Here is an 18672-nt window from a genome sequence, read left to right on the forward strand (position 1 = left end):
GGTTGAAGGTTTTCGAGTGAAGAGGCGTAAAGCACCGCCGCAGAGACGTCGCGCCCAGGCGCGCCAAAAATCCGCTAATGCCCGCCGCTGTTTTGCCGGCGCCGCACGATCACCAGGGCGACAAGGGCGACCAGGATCGCAGCGGCGGTGACCATCGCGGCCTCCAGCGGTTGAAGCATGCTGGAGGCTTTCGGCTCGGCGCTGGCATTCGTGACGTCACGTCCGGCGACCGCCGCCTTGGTCTTCTCAACGACGCTGAGCTTCTTGGCCGCTTCCGGCGCGGGTTTGGGCGAAGCCTCTGGCTCGGGCATGGGTTCAGGCTCAGTGGCGGCTGTTTCGCTCAGCGCCTCGGTTTCCTGCGCCGGGGCGCCGTCCTGGTCGGCGAGGATCGGCGCGTCGCTGTCCTTCAGGTCCATCAAGGTCAGGGACACATAGTACTTGTAGATGTTCCGCACGTAGATGACCGGCTCGCGGCTGATCACGCGGGCGGCGGCGACCTCGACGTTGGAGAACCAGACGTTGGGGTCCAGGCCCATGCTCTGCGCGGTGTCCCGGGCGCGAGCAATGTTGGCGCGGCCGGCGTTGTAGGCGGCGAGGGAGAAGAGCACCTCGTCCAGCGCCGCTATCTCCGGCCTGTCGAAGTAGCGCTCGCGCAGGAAGCGCAGGTACTTCACACCGGCGTGGACGTTGCTTTCCAAATCTCCGACGTTTTCGATCGCGACGTTCTGGTCGGCGGCGGTGGAGGGCAGAATCTGCATGACGCCGACCGCGCCCGCCGGGCTCTTCTTCGAATGATCGAGCTTCGATTCCTGATAGGCCTGAGCGAAGATCATGCGCCAGTCGAACTGATAGAGATCGGCGTACTTCTCGATGACCGGTTTGATCTTGTTGAAGTTCTCGTGATCCTTCTCAGCGCGGATGTCCTCGATCCAGTTCGCCGACCCCAGATAGCGGTTCAGCAGGATGTTGCCGACCAGCGAGCCCTCCTTGATTCCCTTCAAGAAGCGGTTCACCTCGGCCATCAGCTTGGGGGTGTCCTTGCGCAGCGCCCAGGCGATCTCGCCGCCCCGGTTCACGGCCAGGTCCTCATGGACGGTGATCTTGTCGAAGACCTGCGTCCAGAGCTCCAGCTTGTGATGATCGACCACGATGGCCTTGATGGTGCCGGCATGCAGGAGGTCGAGCAGGTCGTAGTCCTCCAGCCGTTCATCCGCCTCGGTGATGGGGATCGGCTTTCGCCCGTCGGCCTGGCGGCGTTCGTTCAGGGCCTGCATGTGGCCGTAGTAGGAACTGGAAGGGCGCAGGAAGACTCCCACGCGAGCGAGATCGTCGAAGCTCTCAACCTTTCCGGCGGCTGGTCCCGTGACCACGAGCTCGGCGACATCCCGGAGTATGGCGTCGGAAAAGGCGACGCGCTCTGCGCGCTCGGGCGTGATGGTGAGATTGGCCGCGACGATATCGACCGAGCCTTCGATGAGCGCTTCCAGAAGCTGATCGCGCGGCAGAGGGACCAGGATCACATCGATGCGCTTGCCAAGGGAGGCGGCGAGAAACTTCTCGAACTGATGGGCCCGCTCGACCGCGAAGCCGATCATCTTCTCCCCATCGTAGGAGAAGTAGATGGGATTGTAGGGGATCGCCATGCGCAGCATGCCGCGCTCCACGATCTCAGCCAGGCTGACGTCCTGCGGCTCCAGCGCGGCGGCGATAACCTCTTCCTGGTCCGAGACGGGCTGGTCCTGTTCAGCCGCGTCCTGCGCCCAGGCGGAAGGTGGTCGGGATGGCAGAGCAGAGGGCAGCGTCAGGCAGACGGCGCAAAACAGAATGAGGAGGAAGAGCGGCCCGGGCCGCAGCTTTCGCCTGTGGAGGGGAGGATGGTCTCTTCCGGGTCCCTTGCTTGCGCCCAGCCCCCAACGCGCAATGGAACCTCTCTTTGACAATTCCATATCACTAAGATGACACAGAGAGGCGTTAACACAAAGCAAACGGCCAAGACGCAGCCGGAAAGGAGGACAGCATGGCCCTGACCGAAAGCAGGATGATCGAGCTTGGCACGAAAGCGCCCGACTTCACGCTGCCGGACCCCTCCGGCGATCTTTGGCGGCTCTCCGACTTCGAGGGGGGAGAGGCGCTGCTTGTCGTCTTCATGTGCAATCACTGTCCCTTCGTGAAGCACTTGAAGCCGGCCCTGGCCGCCTTGACGCGTGAGATGAAGCCCAGGGGACTGGAGAGCGTGGCGATCAGCGCCAACGACATAGAAAGCCACCCCGCCGACGCCCCGGAGAAGATGGCCGAGGAAGCCGAGCAGTTCGGCTACGTCTTCCCCTACCTCTACGATGAAAGTCAGGAAACCGCGCGGGCCTACGGCGCGCTCTGTACGCCGGACTTCTTCCTCTTCGACCGGGAGCGCCGGCTGGCCTACCGCGGCCAGTTCGACGACAGCCGGCCGGGTGACGGCAAGCCGGTGACGGGCGCGGACCTGCGCGCGGCCATCGAGGCTCTTCTCTCCGGCCAGCGCCCCTCTGAGGACCAGAAGCCGTCGATCGGCTGCAACATCAAGTGGAAGGCGGCGGGATAAAAGAAAGAGGGCTGGGGGATCGTTTCCCCAGCCCTCGGAGCTCTCGCCGTGCGGCTCTATCCTGTGAGCGGCTTCCCGCTTTAATCCACTTGACCCGAGCCTTCGCCTTCTTCCGGCGTGACGTCCAGGATGCGTGCGCGGTTCAGGATCTCCACGCTCCCCTTGCAGTCGGTCATGCAGGGTTCGCCCTGGGCCAGCGTCGGCACGTCGGGTCGCGGGTCCATGAAGAAGTTCTCTTCGTTGGGCATGGTGATGTCGGTGAAGTTCTCGCGGCTCAATTCGCCGTCCTCTTCCATCAGATAGTTGAGGTAGAGGATGTAGGCGGTGATCGCGTAGACCTGATCGGGCTCCAGCGACTGCGCGTTGCCGAAGGGCATGGCGCGGTAGATGTAGTCGTAGACCGTAGAGAGATAGGGCCAGTAGGAGCCGATCGTCTTCACCGGGTTCGTGCCGTTGAGCGAGTCGAAACCGCCCGCCAGCACGGGCCAACGGTCGATGCCCTCGCCGAAATCTCCGTGGCAAAAGGCGCAGTTGTCGGCGAAGAGCTGCTCGCCTTCCGCCACCGTCCCGCTGCCCTCGGGCAGGCCCTTTCCGTCGGGCCGGATATCGATGTCCCAGGCCTCGACTTCTTCCGGCAGGGCCTCGCGGCCCAATCCATAGCCCTCGGCCGCCCGGGCGCCTGACAGCGAGAGGGAGAAGGTGAGGGCCAGCGCTGCGGCGGACAGGAGAGCGGTTGCCTTAAGAGACTTCGACATTTTCGACCTCCCCGTCTTTACGGACGTGCCAAGTCTGGATTCCGTTGTTGTGGTAGATCGAGTTGGTGCCGCGCACGGCGCGCAACTCGTCCTTGGTGGGTTGAATGTAGCCGGTGTCGTCGATCGCTCTGGACTGGATCAGCAGCGGGTCGCCGTTCCATTCGAAGGGCAGGTAGAAACGGGTCAGACAGCGCGGCAGGATGGGGCCCTGCAAATCCGCCGTGACCCAGTTCTTGCCGCCGTCCAGGGTCACGTCGACGCGCTTGATCGCGCCGCGCCCGGACCAGGCGAGGCCGGAAAGGATGTTCTGGCCCTTGTTCTGGAGCGGGGCCTGCGGGCTGGGGTTGGTGACCACCGACTTGGCGTCCATCACCCAGGTGAAGCGCCGCGCGCGGCCATCGTCCATCAGGTCGGTGTACTTGGAGGTCTCCTCGCGGGCGTGCCAGGGCATGTCGCCGACTTCGATCCGGCGCAGCCACTTGACCCACATGTTGCCCTCCCAACCGGGGACCACAAGCCGCAAGGGGTAGCCCTGCTCGGGCCGCAGCGCCTCGCCGTTCATCTTGAAGGCGACCAGACAGTCTTCCAGGCCTTTCTCCAGCGGGATCGAACGGTTCATGCCCGCGGCGTCCGCGCCCTCGGCCATCAGCCACTTGGCGCTGGTCTTGAGACCGGCTTCTTCCAGGATGGTCTTCAAAGGCACGCCGGTGTACTGCACGCAATGCACCATGCCATGGGTGTACTGGCAGCCGTTGAGCTGAGCGCCGCGCCACTCCATGCCGGAATTGGCCGCGCACTCCAGGAAGTAGAAATGGTTGACCCTGGGAAAGCGCTTCAGGTCGTCCATGGTGAAGACCAGGGGCTTTTCCACCAGTCCATGGATCATCAGGCGGTGCTGCGCGGGATCGACCTCCGCGATGCCGCCGTGGTGCCGCTCGAAGCAGAGCCCGTTGGGCGTGACGAAACCGTCCAACTCGTGCAGGGGCGTGAAGTTGACGGAGGACTCGCGGGAGGCCGTCAGCCACTCCACGTCGCGGCGCACCACGTGGGCCTCATAGGGCGAGGGCGAGCCGTAGGGATGGGCCTCCACGCCCGGTCCCAAGTAGCGGTTCCAGTCCTGCTTGTTGACAATGGCCGGATCCGGTTCCGCGGCCGCCGCGCCTCGCAGCAGGCCCGAGCCGCCCAAAGCCACGCCGCCCAGGGCCGCGCCCCCGGCGAGGCCACCCTTAAGGAAGCCTCGCCGGGTCGCCACTTTCGCCACAGGGAGGCGGGAGGAAGTTTTTGAAATCTCGCTCATGGTCCTCAAGTCCTTATCTCAAGCTCTTCGGCCGGTTCGGGTCGGGCTGTCACGCGCCGACGATCTTCACCGATTGGTTGGGGGGCACTGAAACGCTGCCCTGCTTCTCGATGTATTGCGTCACGACGTCGTAGACCGGCGGGCCTTCCGTGCCTTCGTTCACGCTGGCCCAGCCGGCGACGGTGTAGTCGCGCGCCGGGTCGATCGGCTCGCCCGTCTTCAAAAGCGTCATGTCGGAAATGCGGCTGCCGATCGGCTTGTTGATGTCGATGCGGTAGCCCATGCCGCCGACGCGCACCATGTCCCCGCCCTGCTGGTAGTAGGGGTCGGGGTTGAAGAGGTTGTCGGCGACGTCCTCCAGGATGGTCTTCAGGAACTCGCCCTTCATCTGCTGGCGGTAGGCGTTTGGGTAGGTGATGGAGGTCTGGGTGAAGACATCGTCCACCGTGATCGCCTGCCCCGGGAGGAGCGTCGCGCCCCAGCGGAAGCCGGGCGACAGCGCGATCTCGGCGTCGCGCTCCTGCAAGAGCGCCTGACAGATCAGGTCGTCGAAGGTGCCGTTGAAGTTGCCGCGGCGGTAGAGCAGGGAATCGGTCGTGCCCAGCTCGCGCTCGATCTCCGATTTGAAGGGCGCACGCACCTCCTCGACGAGAGCGGCCATCTCGGCGTCCGGCTGGATCACGTCCGAGAAGACCGGGATCAGGCGGTAGTTGAAGTCCTTCACCCCCTCGGGCCCGACATCCAGGTCGAGGCGGGAAAGGAACTTGCCGTGGCTGCCCGAAGCGACCAGCAGGGTCTTGCCGACCATCTCCACCGCGGGCAGGGCGTCGTGGGTGTGGCCGGTCAGGACCACGTCCAGCCCCTGCACCCGCGACGTGAGCTTGCGGTCCACGTCGAAGCCGTTGTGGGACAGCAGCACGACGAGCTGGGCGCCCTCGGCGCGGGCCTCGTCGATGTGCGCCTGCACGTCCTCCTCGCGGATCCCGAAGGACCAGTCGGGGATCAGGTAGCGCGGATTGGCGATCGGGGTGTAGGGGAAGGCCTGGCCGATCACCGCGACCTTCACGCCGCCCCGGTCGTAATAGGAAATGGCGTCGAAGACCTTCTCGTCCCAGAGGGTGTCGCGCACGTTGCCGCAGAGGAAGTCGAACTCCACCTGCTCGAGCAGCTCCATGACCCGGTCCTGACCGTAGGTGAACTCCCAGTGGGCGGTCATGGCCTCAGGACCCAGCAGGTTCATCACCCGGACCATGTCCTCGCCGCCGGTCTGAAGCGAGCTGTAGGAGCCTTGCCAGGTGTCGCCGCCGTCCATGAAGAGCGTCTTGCCCTCGCGCTCGCTGCGGATCGCCTTGATCAGGGTCGCCAGCCGGTCGACGCCGCCGACCCGGCCGTAGCTGCGCGCCAGCTCGGTAAAGTCGGTGGAGGAGAGGGCATAGGCCTTGGGCGACTTTTCCTTGATGTTGTAGCGCTCCAGGAAGTCCATGCCGGTCAGGTGCGGCGGGACGCCGGCAAGCTCGCCCACACCCAGATTGATGGAAGGCTCGCGGAAATAGAGCGGCACCAATTGGGCGTGAATGTCGGTGATGTGCAGCAGCGTGACGTTGCCCAGCGCTTCGAACTCCAGAAGGCTATCCTGGGTGATCGCCTGCGCGGCGGCTTGACGGCCCAAGGGCTGAAGCCCGCTCATGAGCGTGGCGGCGGCTGCGGAAACCTGAAGAAAATCGCGTCTGGACAGCATTCTGGAGACTCCGGGAACGGGGAAACGTTTCACCCATTGGCGGTGGCTTTATGCCGCGCCCTCATAAACCTAATTCCGTTGATCAAAAGGGTGAGGCACCCCGCCGCTCCCTCGCGGCGGGGCGCCATCACATCAGTTGCGGACTGACGGGGATTCCAGCGGCAGTCCTTCGCCGCGCCAGGAGAGGTAGACCTCCAGCGCCACGTATTCGTCCGACCCGCGCTTATAAGGCTCGGCCCGGATGTTGCGCATGCAGCCGACGAAGCGGCGATGCAGAGAGCCCACGCCCTGCCACTTGAAGCGGTAGGTCGGGAAGCCGTTGATCTGACCCTGGGACAGCATGTCGGCGCGGATGAAGTTGCCGTAGTTGTCCTCGTGGCAGTTGGAGCAGGCCATGTCGAGCTGGCCGACGCGGGTGTAGTAGAGCTCTTCACCCTTCTTGCGCCAGGTCTCCATGTCGCCCTGGCTGAAGTCCAGCTTCATGGGCTGACCCAGAGACTGGTTCTTCACGAAGGAGACCATGGACAGCATGTCGCCCGACTCCCAGTCCCAGGCTTCGGCGCCCATGTTGTTCTCGCGGCAGCTGTTGATGCGCTGCTGGAGAGCCAGAGGCTGACCCGCCTTCTCGTCCCACTTGGGATAGGACGCTCCGACTCCGGACATGGAATCGGCGGCGTCGCCGTGGCAGTCGGCACAAGCTTTAGTCTCCGTGCCGTCGGCCATCTCCCAAAGCCGCGCGCCCTCCTCGACGAGGAGGTAGCCCGGGTTCTGGAACTCATCGGCGTTCTGCTCGCGAGTCTCCGCGGTGCGGAACTCGTTGCCAGAGATCACCTCGCTGAGCGGGTTCTCAGGATGCGCCGGCTTGATGGAGACATAGTTGCCTTCGCGGTAGGGGATGGTGACATCCGAGCGCACCAACTCCTGGGCCGCTGCCGTCCCGGCGATCAGGCCGAGCGCGAGCAGCGATGCCGCGAAGCTCAGTTTGCTACTGACGTTGTTGATCATTGTGACGTTTCCTCCCTTTGCCCCGCGCTCACGGAGGAGGCGGGGCTTTCCCGTCTCGGTTAGCCGACCGTGATGTCGGAGGTCGTGGTGTAAACCTCGCCGCCATCCTCATCCCAGCGGAACTCGAAGGTGCCGCTTTCCTCGACCTTGGCCGAGAACTGCATGTAGGGGTTGGCGGCAATGGCCGGCAGCATGTCGCAAGAGAAGACCGGCTTGCCGTTGAAGCTGCAGCTGAACTTGTTGATGATCATGCGCGGGATAACGTTGCCTTCCTTATCCTTGCGCTGACCCGATTCCATGGTGTGGGAGATCAGGGTCTTGATCTCGACGATCTCTCCGGGCGCGGCCTTGCTCGGCACTTTCACGCGGGGCCTAGGGGTAGCCATATCTCATACCCTCCTGAATATCTCGTTCAACCGCCGCAGCCGCCGATGGTCACTTTCACCACCGTCTCGGTCATGCGGAAGGAGCCGTCGTTCATCTTGGCGACGGCGATGACGTCCTGGGTGCCGGCCAGACGCATGCGCGTGGTGGCCTCGGCGACACCGCTCAACTCCGTGAAGTTGAAGGTGGCCACGCCCGGGTTCGGGTTGCCCGCGGCCAGGATCATGACTGACTGCGCGTGTTCGTCCGCGGTCTGCGGCGTGTCGACCGAGACGCTGAGCGGCACTGTGTTGCCGTTCTCTGCGATCTCCGGCATGTCGAGCGTGACGCCACCCTCGCTGGGTGTCGCGCCGCCCGTGAACTCCATGACCTGGGCCATGGCCTCCTCGCGACCGGCGAGCAGGCCCTTCGGCAGGCCAAGGGCGGTGACCGCGGCCGCGCCGACGGCCAGCACCATCACTTGGCGTCGATTGAGATTTTCCATGAACTGGTTCCTCACTTAAGGGTCTTGAGGTAAGCGACCACGTCCTCGACCTGCTGAGCGGTCAGGATGGACTTACCCTCGAACTTGTCCTGGTTACGGTAGAAACCTTCCGTCTTCAGGAAGGCGGGCATGATCGTGCCCTCGAATACGGCCTTGGAGTTCGCCACGATCAGGCGAAGCTGGCCTTCATCCCAGCGCTCGGCGACTCCGTCCAGCGGCGGGCCCACCTCTCCGTGGAACTGCTCTTCTGGAATATCGCTGACCTGATGGCAGGCGAGGCAGTTGCCCAGCTTGCGCCCGATCGCCACCTCGCGCCCGCGCTGCGGGTCGCCGGCTTCATCGGTGAGCGGCTTGGGGATCGACATCTCGACCACCTGATAGGAAACGCCTTCCGCGCTGCCCTGCTGCCCCGTGAACAGCAGAGCGGCCAGCGCCCCCGCGGTGATTGTAAGGGTCTTGCGGACCATTCTCGGACTTCCTCCCTCCGGTTCGGTCTCTTTCGCGACCGTTGCGCCTGCCGCCCCTCTCCTGTCTTGTCTGCGGGGTCTGTTGAAGCCGCCGGAGTTGCTCGGCAGCAGGCCTCGAAAGCGGACTGGGACGGCGAGAAGGAGGTATCCCCCAAGCTCTACCCAGCCTCTCGGGAGAGCCTATCGGTGAGACACAGATAAATCAATTCATTTATATGAGTTTTTCTATGTGTACGCATGCTGCACTGCGAAAGCAATAAAATTACTCTCGTGTCGCGACGGCCTGAAAGGCCGTCGAGTGCTGGTTTCCCTCGACCTAGACCTGCTGGCGCAGGTACTCGCGGAAGCTCATGTCGTCGTAGGCGCCCGCTTCCACGTACTTGAACATGGCGAGGAAGTGCTCGGGCTTCATGTAGCCCTGCAGGCGCGCGACCTCCCGCTCTCGGGGAGCCAGATCGGCCAGGCCCTCGGCGCTCTCCGGGAAGAACTGGAAGGAGGGGGTGAAGCGCACGCCGTACTTCTGGGCGAGGTCCTTCTCCGCCAGCTCTTCGCCATCGAAGTCGAGCACCCGGCGCGAGCCGATGATATTGAGCTGCAGGATGTCGAAGTTGCTGCGCACGTAGTCGTTGATCGCGGGATCCGCGAAGTTCACGAAGTGCGTCTCCTTGCAATAGGGGCAGCCCTTGAGCTCCCACATCACGGCAAAGCGCTTGCCCGAGGAGGCGCTGGTCTCAAGGTCGTCGGCCAGTTCCAGAAAGCTCTCCAGGAACCAGGGCTGACGATAAAGGCCATCCTCGGTGAGGATCGGCTCCTCCGCCCAGGCGCGCTGCGCCAAGCCGCCGGCGGCCCCGAGGGCCAGGGCGGAAACCCCGATATCTTTCAAAAGCGCGCGGCGCGTGATCATGGCGTTTACCTCCCGAGCGTTTGGACGTATTGTATTCAATATTGCGAATAGCACAATACGAATGCCGGAGGAGGCCCTCGGAAATGACCTTGCCCCGCGTCGCCGTCGGTTTGTTCGCCGCTCTCTCGCTGGTCGCCGCCTTCAGCGGACCGGCTCGCGCTCAAACTTCGGAACTGCAATCCTTCCACGAAGCAACTGCCGAAGCCTTCGGCCCCTACCGCACCGCACGCTCTTATCTGCGCACGGAAAATCTCGACGCAGCGGCTTTTGAGCTGGAGGGGATGGTGGAGGCCTGGGCGGCGCTGGAGGCGCGCTTCGGGTCCAATCCGCCCGACGCCTTTGCGGAGGACCCCTCCTACCCGACGGTGCTGGAGCGGATCGGCGAGGACGCGGCCGCCGCGCTCGCCGCTATCGACTCCGGCGATCCGGAGACGGCGCGCGAACTGCTGAAGCCGCTGCACGCCGCGATGAGCGACCTGCGGCGGCGCAACGGGATCTATCTGCTGGCGGATTGTCTGCGCGAGTTCTCCGCGGCGATGGACGTTCTCTGGGTCTACCGCCACGCCATGCCCGACTTGGGCCAGATAGACTCGCAGGTGGAAATCGTCTCCAGGGCCGCGATCGTGGAGTACGAGGCCAGCCGCTGCGAAGCCATGGCCTCGCCAGAGCTGCGCCAGGACCCGGAGTTCCGCCGTCTGTTCGATATCTTCTATGAAGGCATGCCGCCGCTGCGGCGGGGCGTCCTGGAACAGAGCCCGGCGCGCATCATCAACGTGCTGCGCGAACTGCGTTCGGCCCAGTACCTGATCTTCTTCCGTTTCGGCTGATCAGCCGATCCGCCCCAACGAGGGAAAGGCCTCAAGGATCCAGTAGGCGATGGTCGCCATGCCGTTGGTCATGAACAGAATGCCCGTCAGGATCAGCAGCACGCCCAGCACCCGCTCCACCATCGGCAGATGCCGCCGGAACTTCTGCGCGAAGCCCATGAAGCGTCCGGCGAAGTAGGCGGCGGCCAGGAAGGGCACGCCGATGCCAAGCCCATAGGCCAGCAGCAGGCCCGTGCCCTCGGCGATGGACTGTTCGGTGCCCGCCAGCATCAGGATGCCCGCCAGCACCGGCCCGACACAGGGAGTCCAGCCGAACGCGAAGGCGAGCCCCACGAAGAAGGAGCCGATCAGGCCGGCCTTCTTGCTCTCCGGATGGAAGCGGAGTTCGCGGTAGAGCCACTGGATCTTCAGGAGCCCGACATAGTGCAGGCCGAGCAGGATCAGCACCGCGCCAGCGATGTAGGCAAGAATATCGAAGTGCTCCGCCATGGCCTGGCCCAGGGCCGAAGCGGTGGCGCCCAGGATCGTAAAGACGGTGATGAATCCGGCCACGAAGGCCGCGGCGGAGGCCATGACCTGCGCCGTGCGCTTTGACGGCCGGTCGCCTTCCGCCACCAGCTCATCGAGGCTGACCCCGGCCACGAAACAGAGGTAGGGCGGCACCAGCGGCAGCACGCAGGGCGAGAGGAACGAAAGGATGCCCGCCAGGAATGCGCCGGGGTAGGTAACGTCAATCAAGGCTGCCTCCTGAGGCCGAACTTCGGGGGTGGCGTGAGATAGACATATTATAATTTTTCTATATAATGAAGCCCGAAATTGAAGGAATCTCGATCGGGCGCTTACGCTTGATGGAGTGAATCGAAGGACGGGCTTTCAAGTGACGGGATCCATCACCAGAAGGACGGCGGCTTTCTTTGCGTCTTTCGCGCTTGCCATTCTTGTGCTGTACGGCGCCCGGCCGGCGGCGGCGACCACCGAACTGGTGATGTTCGAGGAGGCCGGCTGTAGCTGGTGCCTCGCCTGGCATGAAGAGATCGGCCCGATCTATCCGAAAACCGAGGAAGCCAAGGTCGCGCCGCTGCGCCGTGTCGATATCCATGACCAGCGTCCTGAAGACCTGAAGGGCTTGAAGCCGGTGCACTACACCCCGACCTTCGTGTTGATGCATGACGGTAAGGAGGTTGCGCGGCTTCTGGGCTATCCGGGCGAGGATTTCTTCTGGGGCATTCTGGCCGGAATGCTCCAGAAACTGCCGGGCGGAGCAACCGCGCCGGCGACCAACTGACAGGGAGGATCCAAGATGAAACGCATGCTTGCCGCCGCCTTCGCGCTGATGGCGCTCTCTCTGCCCGCCGCGAGCGAGGCTCAAGACGACAACGAGGCGCTGGTCAACCTCCAGGTGATGAAGGTCGAGGTCGCCTTGGAGTTGGCGCAGGCCGCGCTTGAGAGCTGCCGCGAGCAGGGCTTCCAGGTGGCCGTCGCCGTGGTCGACCGTTTCGGTGTCACGCAAGTGGTGCTGCGCGACCGCTTCGCCGGACCTCACACCACCTCCACCTCCCAGCGCAAGGCCTGGACCTCCGTGTCCTTCCGCGCGCCGACGACCGAACTTTCCGAGGCGACGGCGCCGGGGCAGGAGGCCTTTGGCGCGCGCGACGTCACCAATGCCCTGATGCTGGGCGGTGGCCTGCCGGTGGACGCCGCGGGCACAATGGTGGGCGCCGTCGGCGTGTCCGGTGCGCCCAGCGGCCTGGACGACGAAAACTGCGCGCAAGCAGGCATCGACGCCGTGGCCGATCAATTGGCCTTCTAGGGGGTTGCGGGTAGAGTTGCTCTACTGCGCTGTATAAGAAGGGGAAAAGAAGCCGTGGATGCCTCAGAACTTCTGGACTTCAACAGGGATATGCTGAGCAACGCCCGACGCGCAGCCGATGTGCTGAAGGCGCTGGGGCATGAAAGCCGTCTCCTGATCCTCTGCCTTCTGGCCGAACGCGAGCGCAGCGTGGCCGAACTCGAAGAACTTTTGACCATGCGTCAGCCCGCCGTCTCGCAGCAGCTTGCGCGCTTGCGGGCCGACCGCCTGGTGGTGGCGCGCCGCGACGGCAAGGCGATCTACTATTCCATCGCCACGCCCGAGATCTACAAGATCATCTCGACTCTGTACGATCTCTATTGCGCGAAGGACGGCAAGGGCTGTTAATCTCTCTATTGAGAAGGCAAGGCGCCGGGGCGTTCCCTTGAAGGGGCGCCCGACCTAAAAAGAGCGCATGGAGCCTTGGTGAGGAACGACCGGAAGGTCTTGCTGAATGCTCTCGGTCACGACGATCGTGGCTTTACTCGGCGGTCTGGGCGGCGTGCTGTTGGGGTTCGTCGCGCGGCGGCTGAGGTTTTGCACCCTAAGCGCCATTGAAAGTGCCGCCTTCGGGGCGGACTTCACCCAGGCGCGCATGTGGGCGCTCGCCATCGCGGTCTCGATCCTGGGGACCCAGGGGCTCCATCTGACCGGCGTCATCGACCTTACCGACAGTTTCCATATCAGCAACGAGATCAACTGGCTGGGCGCGATCGCCGGCGGCCTCATATTCGGCTTGGGCATGGCGGCCATCGGCACCTGCAGTTTCGGCAGCCTCCTGCGGTTGGGCGGCGGCGACCTTCGCGCCTTTTTCGACATGCTGGTGATCGGCGTGGTCGGCTATATGACCATGCGCGGCTTGACCGGCATTTTCCGCGAAGAGGTGATCGAGGCGACGGCCTACGTCCTGCCGGCGGGTACGCTGCAAGACCTGCCGGGTCTGCTCTCGGCCGTGAGCGGTCTTTCGGAGCTGGGGCTGCGCACCGCCTTAAGCGTGGCGATCTCCGGCGGCATTCTCTTCTGGTGTTTTCGCGATCCTCTGTTCCGGGCACGTCCCCTGGCGGCTCTCGGGGGGCTGCTGGTCGGGCTCGTCATCGTCGCCGGCTGGCTGATCACAGGCGTGGCGGGCAACGATCCCTTCGAGCCACAGCCTCTCGGCTCCTACACCTATATACGCCCGGTGGGTGACGGGCTGGTCTATCTCATGACCTTCTCCGGTTCCACCATCACCTTCGGGATCGGAACGGTCTTCGGCACGCTCGCGGGCGCCAGTCTCGCCGCCGTGACCAGCGGGGAGGCGAACTGGGAGGGTTTCGACGATCTGCGGGAGATGCGCCGCCACCTCTTCGGCGCGGCGGCCATCGGCTTCGGCGGGGTGGTCGCCATGGGCTGCACCATCGGGCAGGGCGTCACCGGGGTTGGAACCCTGGCCTTGACCTCCTTCCTGGCGCTGGCCTCGATCTGGATCGGCGGCATCGTGGGCGTGCGGATCCTGGTCTACGGCGGCTTCACGCCGCTCTTCGTCGACCGCTCTTGAGGCGTCCCGCCGGGGACCGCGCTTGAGGCGTCCCGCCGACGGCTGCTCTTGAGGCGTCCCGACGCCTAGGGCTTCACGATGGTGTAGCCCATCTGGTCCAGCTCCATCAGGCGCGCCACGCCCGCCACCACATAGCCGGAGAACTCGAAGATCGGCGGTTCCGCTCCCTCGATCCGCGTGATGGTGTCGATGGTGTTGCCGCAGGCGACGAAGCTGACGTTTGGCATGGAGGCGACGAAGTTTTCCAGCCGGTCGGCGATTGGCGAGGTGTCCTTGCGCAGCATGTGGAGCCCGGCGTTGAAGGCGATGATCTCGACCTCCAGCACCTCGCCGCGTTCGCTGTAGAACTGCGAGACGTTGGTCGCGATGGAGAGCGCCGAGTTCATCTTGTCGACGTCGTTGTCGGTGACGTAGAGCGCCAGATAGTGGTCGGCGAAGCCCTGCTGCGCCTTGGCCGCCAGCGGCGGCGCGAGCAGGGCCAGACCTAGAAGAGCGGCGCAGACAATGCGGGTGAAGGACATCTGAGGTGCCTCCTGCTTCAATAATTCCTGGCTCTCAAAGAGCTTACCCCAGGAGCGGCCCGCCGACATAGCGTCCGGCGCGATTGAATGTCAGCGGCTTAACGCGGTAGAAGGTCAGTCATGCTCACCTATGCCGCCGCCGTCTTCTTCCTGATCATCACCCCGGGCCCGGGCGTTCTCTCCACCGCCGGGGTCGGCTCAAGCTTTGGCGTGCGCGCCGGGACCTACTACGTGACGGGGCTCTGGCTGGGCAACAACCTGGTCGCGCTGGCGGTGGTGAGCGGCCTGGCCGCGGCGGTCCTGGCCGTGCCCTGGATCCGGACGGTGCTGCTCTATGCGTCTGTTGCCTATCTCTTCTATCTGGCGACGCGCATCGCGCTGGCGGGCTCCAAGATCGCCTTCATCGAAAAGGCCAAGGCGCCGGGCTTCATCGGGGGCGTGATGCTCCAGGCGATCAATCCGAAGTGCTATGCGGTCAACACCACCTTCTTCTCGGGCTTCGCCTTCCTGTCCGAAGCGCCGCTCTGGGAGGTGATCATCAAGTTCGCGATCATGAACGCGATCTGGATCCCGATCCATTTCCTGTGGCTGGCCGCCGGCGTGACGCTCCACCGGCTCGACCTGCCGCAGCGCACGCAGTTCATCATCAATATCCTGATGGCGCTTTCCATGCTGGCGGTCGTCGCCCTGGCGGCCTTCGCGCCAACTCAGTAGAGCGGCCAAGAAGCAGAGCGGCTGAAACAGCGGTCATGAAAAAAGGGCCGGGCGGGACTTGCCCGCACCGGCCCACTCCAGGTCCGTCATGCCTGCTGGCGGCTTGATTTTTTATTATGCCGCCAGCGTAGCGGAGGCGCCTACGGTCTCTTTTTCGGGGACCTTGGCGCCACGGGTGCTTCGCTCACCCGCATCCTCAGAAAGGATGACGTCGTGCAGAAGGCTGATGGCCTTCTCGTAGTCCGACTCGCTGAGCACGAACTGCAGGTCGACCCAACGGCTCGGGCAGATGCTGGCGAGCGGCTCGATGCCGCCCTTGTCCAGCGCCGAGAGGGCCTTGCTGAAGAGCGGCGCGCTCTTCAGCTTCGCCCCGATGATCGACACGATGGCGACCTTGCGCGTGCGCAACTCGGCCTCCGGGCGTTCCTCCTGGATCGCCGTCATGGCCCTGCGCACCTGCTTCAAGGGCGCCTGCACGTAGTGGGTCACGGAGTTGGCGTTGATCGACTTCGTGACGGTGGGAATGTTGAAGCGTGACAGCGCGCGGATAACCGGCTCCTCGCTGCCGGGTTCGCCGACGTGGTCCTGGTCGAAGACCTCCAGTTCCACGGCCGAGGCGAGACCCGTGACGATCTCCGGACCCGCTTGCTCGGGCTCCCAGCCATCGAGGATGGCGGTGCCGGGGTGCTCGGGCTCGAAGGTGTTGACCACGCGCAGCGGGATGCCCTTCTGGCGCAGCGCCTTGGCCGCGCGCGGGTGGATCGCCTCCATGCCCATGTTGGAAAGCTGGTCGGCCACGTCGTAGTTGGTCTTGCCGATGGGGCGCACCTTGTCTTCGCCCACGATTTTCGGGTCGCCGGAGGAGAGGTGGTACTCCTTGTGGATCACGGCCTCGCGCGCATCGGTCAGGTAGGCGATGCGCGAGAAGGTGATCTCGGAATAACCTCGACCGTAGCGGCGCACCATGCCGTCCGGCGCCTGACTGTAGCCGGTGGCGACCGGCAGTTCGCGGCTCAGGTCCTTGCCCTCGAACGCGGCTTCGATGCGCTCGTCGAGCGAGCGGGACTGTTTGTCGCGCCAGCCGGAAAGGTCGATCAGCGTGGCCTTGACGCCCTTCTTGCGCAGCAGCAGCACGGTGTTGTGCGCCGAGTGGATTTCACCCAGAGAGCTCAACATCTCGCGCACGGTGTTGAGGTGCTCCTGGAGCTTGAAGTGGCCGTAGTTGCACAGACGGTGCAGGTCCACCAGACAGGAGCGGGTGCCCTCGATACGCTCGCGGATGAAGCTGTCGGCGGCGTTGAGGTCGGCGTCTTCATCGAAGATCTCGCGGTTGCGCGCGTACATCTTCTCGGCGACCTCGTTGAGCGCGTCGCCCCAGGCCCAATCCGATTCCGACCCTGCGTAGAGCTGGTAGACGCCCGGTTCGTGGGTCTTCTTGTTCTCGAGCAGCAGGTCGGTGAATCCGCTGTAGGCGGAGACCACGAATATGCGGTTGTAGAGTTCCTCATCGGGCGCGCCGACGCGGAAGATGTTGTTCAAGACGGCATCGGTGTCGGCCATGGAGGTTCCGCCGATCTTATGGACGGAGTGTTCCGCGGCCTCGCGGGGGGAGCGCTGTTGCGAAGAACGCTCCTGTTGATTGCTTTCTTCAGACATGACGGTTCTTGTTCCTCGTGTTTCTTGATCTGGACCAGCCGGTCGGAGGAGTCGCCGGGACCGGGGAAGCCCGGCCGGCGGTCTCCGGTCGGTTGGGGCTTAGCCCTCGACCAGAGCGTCCTCGTTCAGCTTGTAGGCGCCATCCTCGTCGTGCACCTCGCGGCCGTTAAGCGGCGGGTTGAAGACGCAGGCGAGCTTCAAGTCCTTGGAGGCACGCAGCAGGTGCTGGTCGTGCTTGTCCAGGATGTAGACCGTGCCCGGGGTGATCGGATAGACCTTCCCGTCGGAGGTGGTCTCGATCTCTCCCTCGCCTTCCATGCAATAGACGGTCTCCAGATGGTTCTTGTACCAAATGGGCGTCTCGGTTCCGGCGTAGATGGTGGTGATGTGGAAGGAGAACCCCATCTTGTCGTCGGCCAGCGAGAGCCTCGTCGACTCCCAAGTCTTGGTGACGACGCGGCGGTTGGTTTTTTCACAGTCCTGCAAAGTGCGGACAATCATTTTAATCGGCTCCTTTCGGGTCCGGTGTGAATTCAGGTTTTCTGGCGTTTATTGGGTCTCGGCGCCGTTTCACTCGGCGGCCACGACCGTGGGGGCCGCGCCCAGCACGTCGGCGAAGGCGGCCTCCAGAATATCGAAGCCCTGTTGCAGGTCCTCTTCCGGGGTGGTGAGGGCCGCAAGGCACTTCACGACCTCGTCCTCGGGACCGCTGGTCTCGATGATCAGGCCACGCTCGAAGGCGGCGGCGCAGATCTTCCCGGCCGTCTCGCCGGAGGTGAGCGCGATGCCCTGCATCATGCCGCGGCCGCGCAGTTCCCGCGTGACCCGCGGATAGGCTTCGGCCAGCGCTTCGAAACGGCGGCGGATCAGCTCGCCCTTGTGGCGCACGCGCCAGGCGAGGCTGTCGTCCGCCCAGAACTTCTCCAGCGCGACCTTGGCGGTCACGAAGGCATGGTTGTTGCCGCGGAAGGTCCCGTTGTGCTCACCCGGGCTCCAGACGTCCAGGTCACGGCGGATCAGGGTCACCGCCATGGGCAGACCCATGCCGGAGAGCGACTTGGAGAGCGTCACGATGTCCGGCTGAATGGCGGCCGGCTCAAAGGAGAAGAAGGTGCCGGTGCGCCCGCAGCCCGCCTGAATGTCATCGACGATCAGCAGCATGTCGTGCTTGCGGCAGGTCTCCTCCAGGCGTTTCAGCCACTCGAAGCTGGCGGCGTTGAGGCCGCCCTCGCCCTGCACGCACTCGACGATCACGGCGGCCGGCAGGGTGACGCCCGAAGAGGCGTCGCTCAAGACGCGGTCCAAGTAGGCGACCGTGTCCACGCCCTCGCCCATGTAGCCGTCGAAGGGCAGGGTGGGGGAATGCTCGAGCGGCACGCCGGCGGCGCCGCGGTGATGTTCGTTGCCGGTCACGGCGAGCGCGCCCAGCGTCACGCCGTGGAAGCCGTTGGTGAAGGAGATGACGCCTTCGCGGCCCTTGATGCGGCGGGCCAGCTTCAGCGCGGCCTCGACGCAGTTGGCGCCGGTCGGGCCGGTGAACTGCACCACGTGGTCCATGCCGCGCGGCTCCAGGATCAAGCGCTCGAAGCTTTCCAGGAACTCGGCCTTGGCCTTGGTGTGCATGTCCAGACCCTGGGTGATTCCGCCGGACTGGATGTAGCTCGCCAGCGCGGCGGCCATGTCAGGGTCGTTATGGCCGTAGTTGAGGCTGCCCGCGCCGCAGAGGAAGTCGAGATAGCGCTCGCCCTCGGCGTTGGTCAGCCAGGCGCCTTCAGCCGTCTCGAAGGTCGTGGGGAAGGAGCGCGCGTAGCTCATGACCTTGGACTCGCGGCGTTCGAAAACGGTGGGAGTGTTATCGTTAGACATGACGGTAGTCTCCTTGGTGTCTCAATGCGAAGGTGTGTAGGAGGCGGCCCGCCCCGCTCACTGCCGGGCAGGCGCCAACTCTCGTTCGTT

The 18672-nt window shown here is 64.4% G+C and carries 21 protein-coding genes; 7 read left to right on the top strand and 14 right to left on the bottom strand.

Annotation, left to right across the window (positions count from 1 at the left end; all coding sequences use genetic code 11):
• Nucleotides 1-74: 74 nt before the first annotated feature.
• A complete protein-coding gene (locus tag P8X75_04080; GenBank protein ID MEJ1994379.1) occupies nt 75-1940 on the bottom strand; it encodes a transporter substrate-binding domain-containing protein in 1866 nt (621 codons plus the stop codon).
• Nucleotides 1941-2017: 77 nt separating this feature from the next.
• On the opposite strand from P8X75_04080, the gene P8X75_04085 reads away from it, so the two are divergent.
• The gene (locus P8X75_04085; GenBank protein MEJ1994380.1) at nt 2018-2578 is read left to right on the top strand and encodes a thioredoxin family protein; all 561 of its coding nucleotides are present in this window, start codon (nt 2018-2020) and stop codon (nt 2576-2578) included.
• 80 nt (nt 2579-2658) lie between these two features.
• Here the strand turns inward: P8X75_04085 and P8X75_04090 are convergent, their stop codons facing one another.
• From P8X75_04090 to P8X75_04125, 8 genes are all read right to left on the bottom strand, one after another.
• Nucleotides 2659-3333, bottom strand: coding sequence for a cytochrome c (locus tag P8X75_04090; protein MEJ1994381.1), 675 nt, complete (start codon nt 3331-3333; stop codon nt 2659-2661).
• Nucleotides 3317-4630, bottom strand: coding sequence for a sulfite dehydrogenase (gene soxC, locus P8X75_04095; GenBank protein ID MEJ1994382.1), 1314 nt, complete (start codon nt 4628-4630; stop codon nt 3317-3319). Before soxC ends, P8X75_04090 begins: the two co-directional genes overlap by 17 nt.
• 49 nt (nt 4631-4679) lie before the next feature.
• Nucleotides 4680-6368: a thiosulfohydrolase SoxB gene (gene soxB, locus P8X75_04100; GenBank protein ID MEJ1994383.1), complete on the bottom strand. Its 1689-nt coding sequence runs from the start codon at nt 6366-6368 to the stop codon at nt 4680-4682.
• Between the two features lie 132 nt (nt 6369-6500).
• Nucleotides 6501-7373, bottom strand: a complete 873-nt coding sequence (gene soxA, locus P8X75_04105) for a sulfur oxidation c-type cytochrome SoxA (protein MEJ1994384.1) — start codon at nt 7371-7373, stop codon at nt 6501-6503.
• Between the two features lie 59 nt (nt 7374-7432).
• Nucleotides 7433-7759: a thiosulfate oxidation carrier complex protein SoxZ gene (gene soxZ, locus P8X75_04110; protein ID MEJ1994385.1), complete on the bottom strand. Its 327-nt coding sequence runs from the start codon at nt 7757-7759 to the stop codon at nt 7433-7435.
• A 26-nt stretch (nt 7760-7785) separates the two neighbouring features.
• Nucleotides 7786-8241, bottom strand: coding sequence for a thiosulfate oxidation carrier protein SoxY (gene soxY, locus P8X75_04115; protein MEJ1994386.1), 456 nt, complete (start codon nt 8239-8241; stop codon nt 7786-7788).
• A gap of 11 nt (nt 8242-8252) precedes the next feature.
• Nucleotides 8253-8708 (bottom strand): sulfur oxidation c-type cytochrome SoxX, encoded by a 456-nt coding sequence (gene soxX, locus P8X75_04120; protein MEJ1994387.1) that lies wholly within the window; start codon nt 8706-8708, stop codon nt 8253-8255.
• A 316-nt stretch (nt 8709-9024) separates the two neighbouring features.
• Nucleotides 9025-9612: a thioredoxin family protein gene (locus tag P8X75_04125; protein ID MEJ1994388.1), complete on the bottom strand. Its 588-nt coding sequence runs from the start codon at nt 9610-9612 to the stop codon at nt 9025-9027.
• Between the two features lie 83 nt (nt 9613-9695).
• Between P8X75_04125 and P8X75_04130 the strand changes: the two genes are divergently transcribed.
• Entirely contained in the window at nt 9696-10439 is a 744-nt protein-coding gene (locus P8X75_04130; GenBank protein ID MEJ1994389.1) for a hypothetical protein, read from the top strand.
• Here the strand turns inward: P8X75_04130 and P8X75_04135 are convergent, their stop codons facing one another.
• Nucleotides 10440-11177: a cytochrome c biogenesis protein CcdA gene (locus P8X75_04135; protein ID MEJ1994390.1), complete on the bottom strand. Its 738-nt coding sequence runs from the start codon at nt 11175-11177 to the stop codon at nt 10440-10442.
• Nucleotides 11178-11316: 139 nt separating this feature from the next.
• On the opposite strand from P8X75_04135, the gene P8X75_04140 reads away from it, so the two are divergent.
• The 4 genes from P8X75_04140 to P8X75_04155 all read left to right on the top strand — a co-directional run bounded on the left by P8X75_04140 (nt 11317) and on the right by P8X75_04155 (nt 13825).
• Entirely contained in the window at nt 11317-11724 is a 408-nt protein-coding gene (locus P8X75_04140; GenBank protein ID MEJ1994391.1) for a hypothetical protein, read from the top strand.
• A gap of 15 nt (nt 11725-11739) precedes the next feature.
• Nucleotides 11740-12249 (top strand): heme-binding protein, encoded by a 510-nt coding sequence (locus tag P8X75_04145; protein MEJ1994392.1) that lies wholly within the window; start codon nt 11740-11742, stop codon nt 12247-12249.
• A gap of 90 nt (nt 12250-12339) precedes the next feature.
• Nucleotides 12340-12636, top strand: a complete 297-nt coding sequence (locus tag P8X75_04150; GenBank protein MEJ1994393.1) for a metalloregulator ArsR/SmtB family transcription factor — start codon at nt 12340-12342, stop codon at nt 12634-12636.
• A 106-nt stretch (nt 12637-12742) separates the two neighbouring features.
• Nucleotides 12743-13825 carry a YeeE/YedE family protein gene (locus tag P8X75_04155; protein ID MEJ1994394.1) on the top strand — a complete coding sequence of 361 codons (1083 nt, stop codon included), beginning with the start codon at nt 12743-12745 and terminating at the stop codon, nt 13823-13825.
• A gap of 65 nt (nt 13826-13890) precedes the next feature.
• Here the strand turns inward: P8X75_04155 and P8X75_04160 are convergent, their stop codons facing one another.
• Nucleotides 13891-14346, bottom strand: a complete 456-nt coding sequence (locus P8X75_04160; protein ID MEJ1994395.1) for a hypothetical protein — start codon at nt 14344-14346, stop codon at nt 13891-13893.
• A gap of 120 nt (nt 14347-14466) precedes the next feature.
• Between P8X75_04160 and P8X75_04165 the strand changes: the two genes are divergently transcribed.
• Nucleotides 14467-15060, top strand: coding sequence for a LysE family translocator (locus tag P8X75_04165; GenBank protein MEJ1994396.1), 594 nt, complete (start codon nt 14467-14469; stop codon nt 15058-15060).
• 114 nt (nt 15061-15174) lie between these two features.
• On the opposite strand, the gene P8X75_04170 is transcribed toward P8X75_04165, so the two are convergent.
• The 3 genes from P8X75_04170 to ectB all read right to left on the bottom strand — a co-directional run bounded on the left by P8X75_04170 (nt 15175) and on the right by ectB (nt 18582).
• On the bottom strand, nt 15175-16716 hold the full coding sequence (locus P8X75_04170; protein ID MEJ1994397.1) for an aspartate kinase: 1542 nt from the start codon (nt 16714-16716) through the stop codon (nt 15175-15177).
• A gap of 99 nt (nt 16717-16815) precedes the next feature.
• A complete protein-coding gene (locus P8X75_04175; protein MEJ1994398.1) occupies nt 16816-17217 on the bottom strand; it encodes an ectoine synthase in 402 nt (133 codons plus the stop codon).
• A 69-nt stretch (nt 17218-17286) separates the two neighbouring features.
• On the bottom strand, nt 17287-18582 hold the full coding sequence (gene ectB, locus P8X75_04180) for a diaminobutyrate--2-oxoglutarate transaminase (protein MEJ1994399.1): 1296 nt from the start codon (nt 18580-18582) through the stop codon (nt 17287-17289).
• Nucleotides 18583-18672 lie beyond the last annotated feature (90 nt).

Origin of the sequence: Limibacillus sp. (assembly GCA_037379885.1) — a bacterium.
Taxonomy (GTDB): domain Bacteria; phylum Pseudomonadota; class Alphaproteobacteria; order Kiloniellales; family CECT-8803; genus JARRJC01.

Coding starts and splice junctions, on each gene's coding strand:
- P8X75_04125 (MEJ1994388.1), bottom strand. CDS start 9,612: ATGATCACGCGCCGCGCGCTTTTGAAAGATATCGGGGTTTCCGCCCTG.
- P8X75_04090 (MEJ1994381.1), bottom strand. CDS start 3,333: ATGTCGAAGTCTCTTAAGGCAACCGCTCTCCTGTCCGCCGCAGCGCTG.
- P8X75_04175 (MEJ1994398.1), bottom strand. CDS start 17,217: ATGATTGTCCGCACTTTGCAGGACTGTGAAAAAACCAACCGCCGCGTC.
- P8X75_04150 (MEJ1994393.1), top strand. CDS start 12,340: ATGCTGAGCAACGCCCGACGCGCAGCCGATGTGCTGAAGGCGCTGGGG.
- ectB (MEJ1994399.1), bottom strand. CDS start 18,582: ATGTCTAACGATAACACTCCCACCGTTTTCGAACGCCGCGAGTCCAAG.
- P8X75_04165 (MEJ1994396.1), top strand. CDS start 14,467: ATGCTCACCTATGCCGCCGCCGTCTTCTTCCTGATCATCACCCCGGGC.
- soxB (MEJ1994383.1), bottom strand. CDS start 6,368: ATGCTGTCCAGACGCGATTTTCTTCAGGTTTCCGCAGCCGCCGCCACG.
- P8X75_04130 (MEJ1994389.1), top strand. CDS start 9,696: ATGACCTTGCCCCGCGTCGCCGTCGGTTTGTTCGCCGCTCTCTCGCTG.
- P8X75_04085 (MEJ1994380.1), top strand. CDS start 2,018: ATGGCCCTGACCGAAAGCAGGATGATCGAGCTTGGCACGAAAGCGCCC.
- soxC (MEJ1994382.1), bottom strand. CDS start 4,630: ATGAGCGAGATTTCAAAAACTTCCTCCCGCCTCCCTGTGGCGAAAGTG.
- soxY (MEJ1994386.1), bottom strand. CDS start 8,241: ATGGAAAATCTCAATCGACGCCAAGTGATGGTGCTGGCCGTCGGCGCG.
- soxX (MEJ1994387.1), bottom strand. CDS start 8,708: ATGGTCCGCAAGACCCTTACAATCACCGCGGGGGCGCTGGCCGCTCTG.
- P8X75_04155 (MEJ1994394.1), top strand. CDS start 12,743: ATGCTCTCGGTCACGACGATCGTGGCTTTACTCGGCGGTCTGGGCGGC.
- P8X75_04145 (MEJ1994392.1), top strand. CDS start 11,740: ATGAAACGCATGCTTGCCGCCGCCTTCGCGCTGATGGCGCTCTCTCTG.
- P8X75_04160 (MEJ1994395.1), bottom strand. CDS start 14,346: ATGTCCTTCACCCGCATTGTCTGCGCCGCTCTTCTAGGTCTGGCCCTG.
- soxA (MEJ1994384.1), bottom strand. CDS start 7,373: ATGATCAACAACGTCAGTAGCAAACTGAGCTTCGCGGCATCGCTGCTC.
- P8X75_04170 (MEJ1994397.1), bottom strand. CDS start 16,716: ATGTCTGAAGAAAGCAATCAACAGGAGCGTTCTTCGCAACAGCGCTCC.
- soxZ (MEJ1994385.1), bottom strand. CDS start 7,759: ATGGCTACCCCTAGGCCCCGCGTGAAAGTGCCGAGCAAGGCCGCGCCC.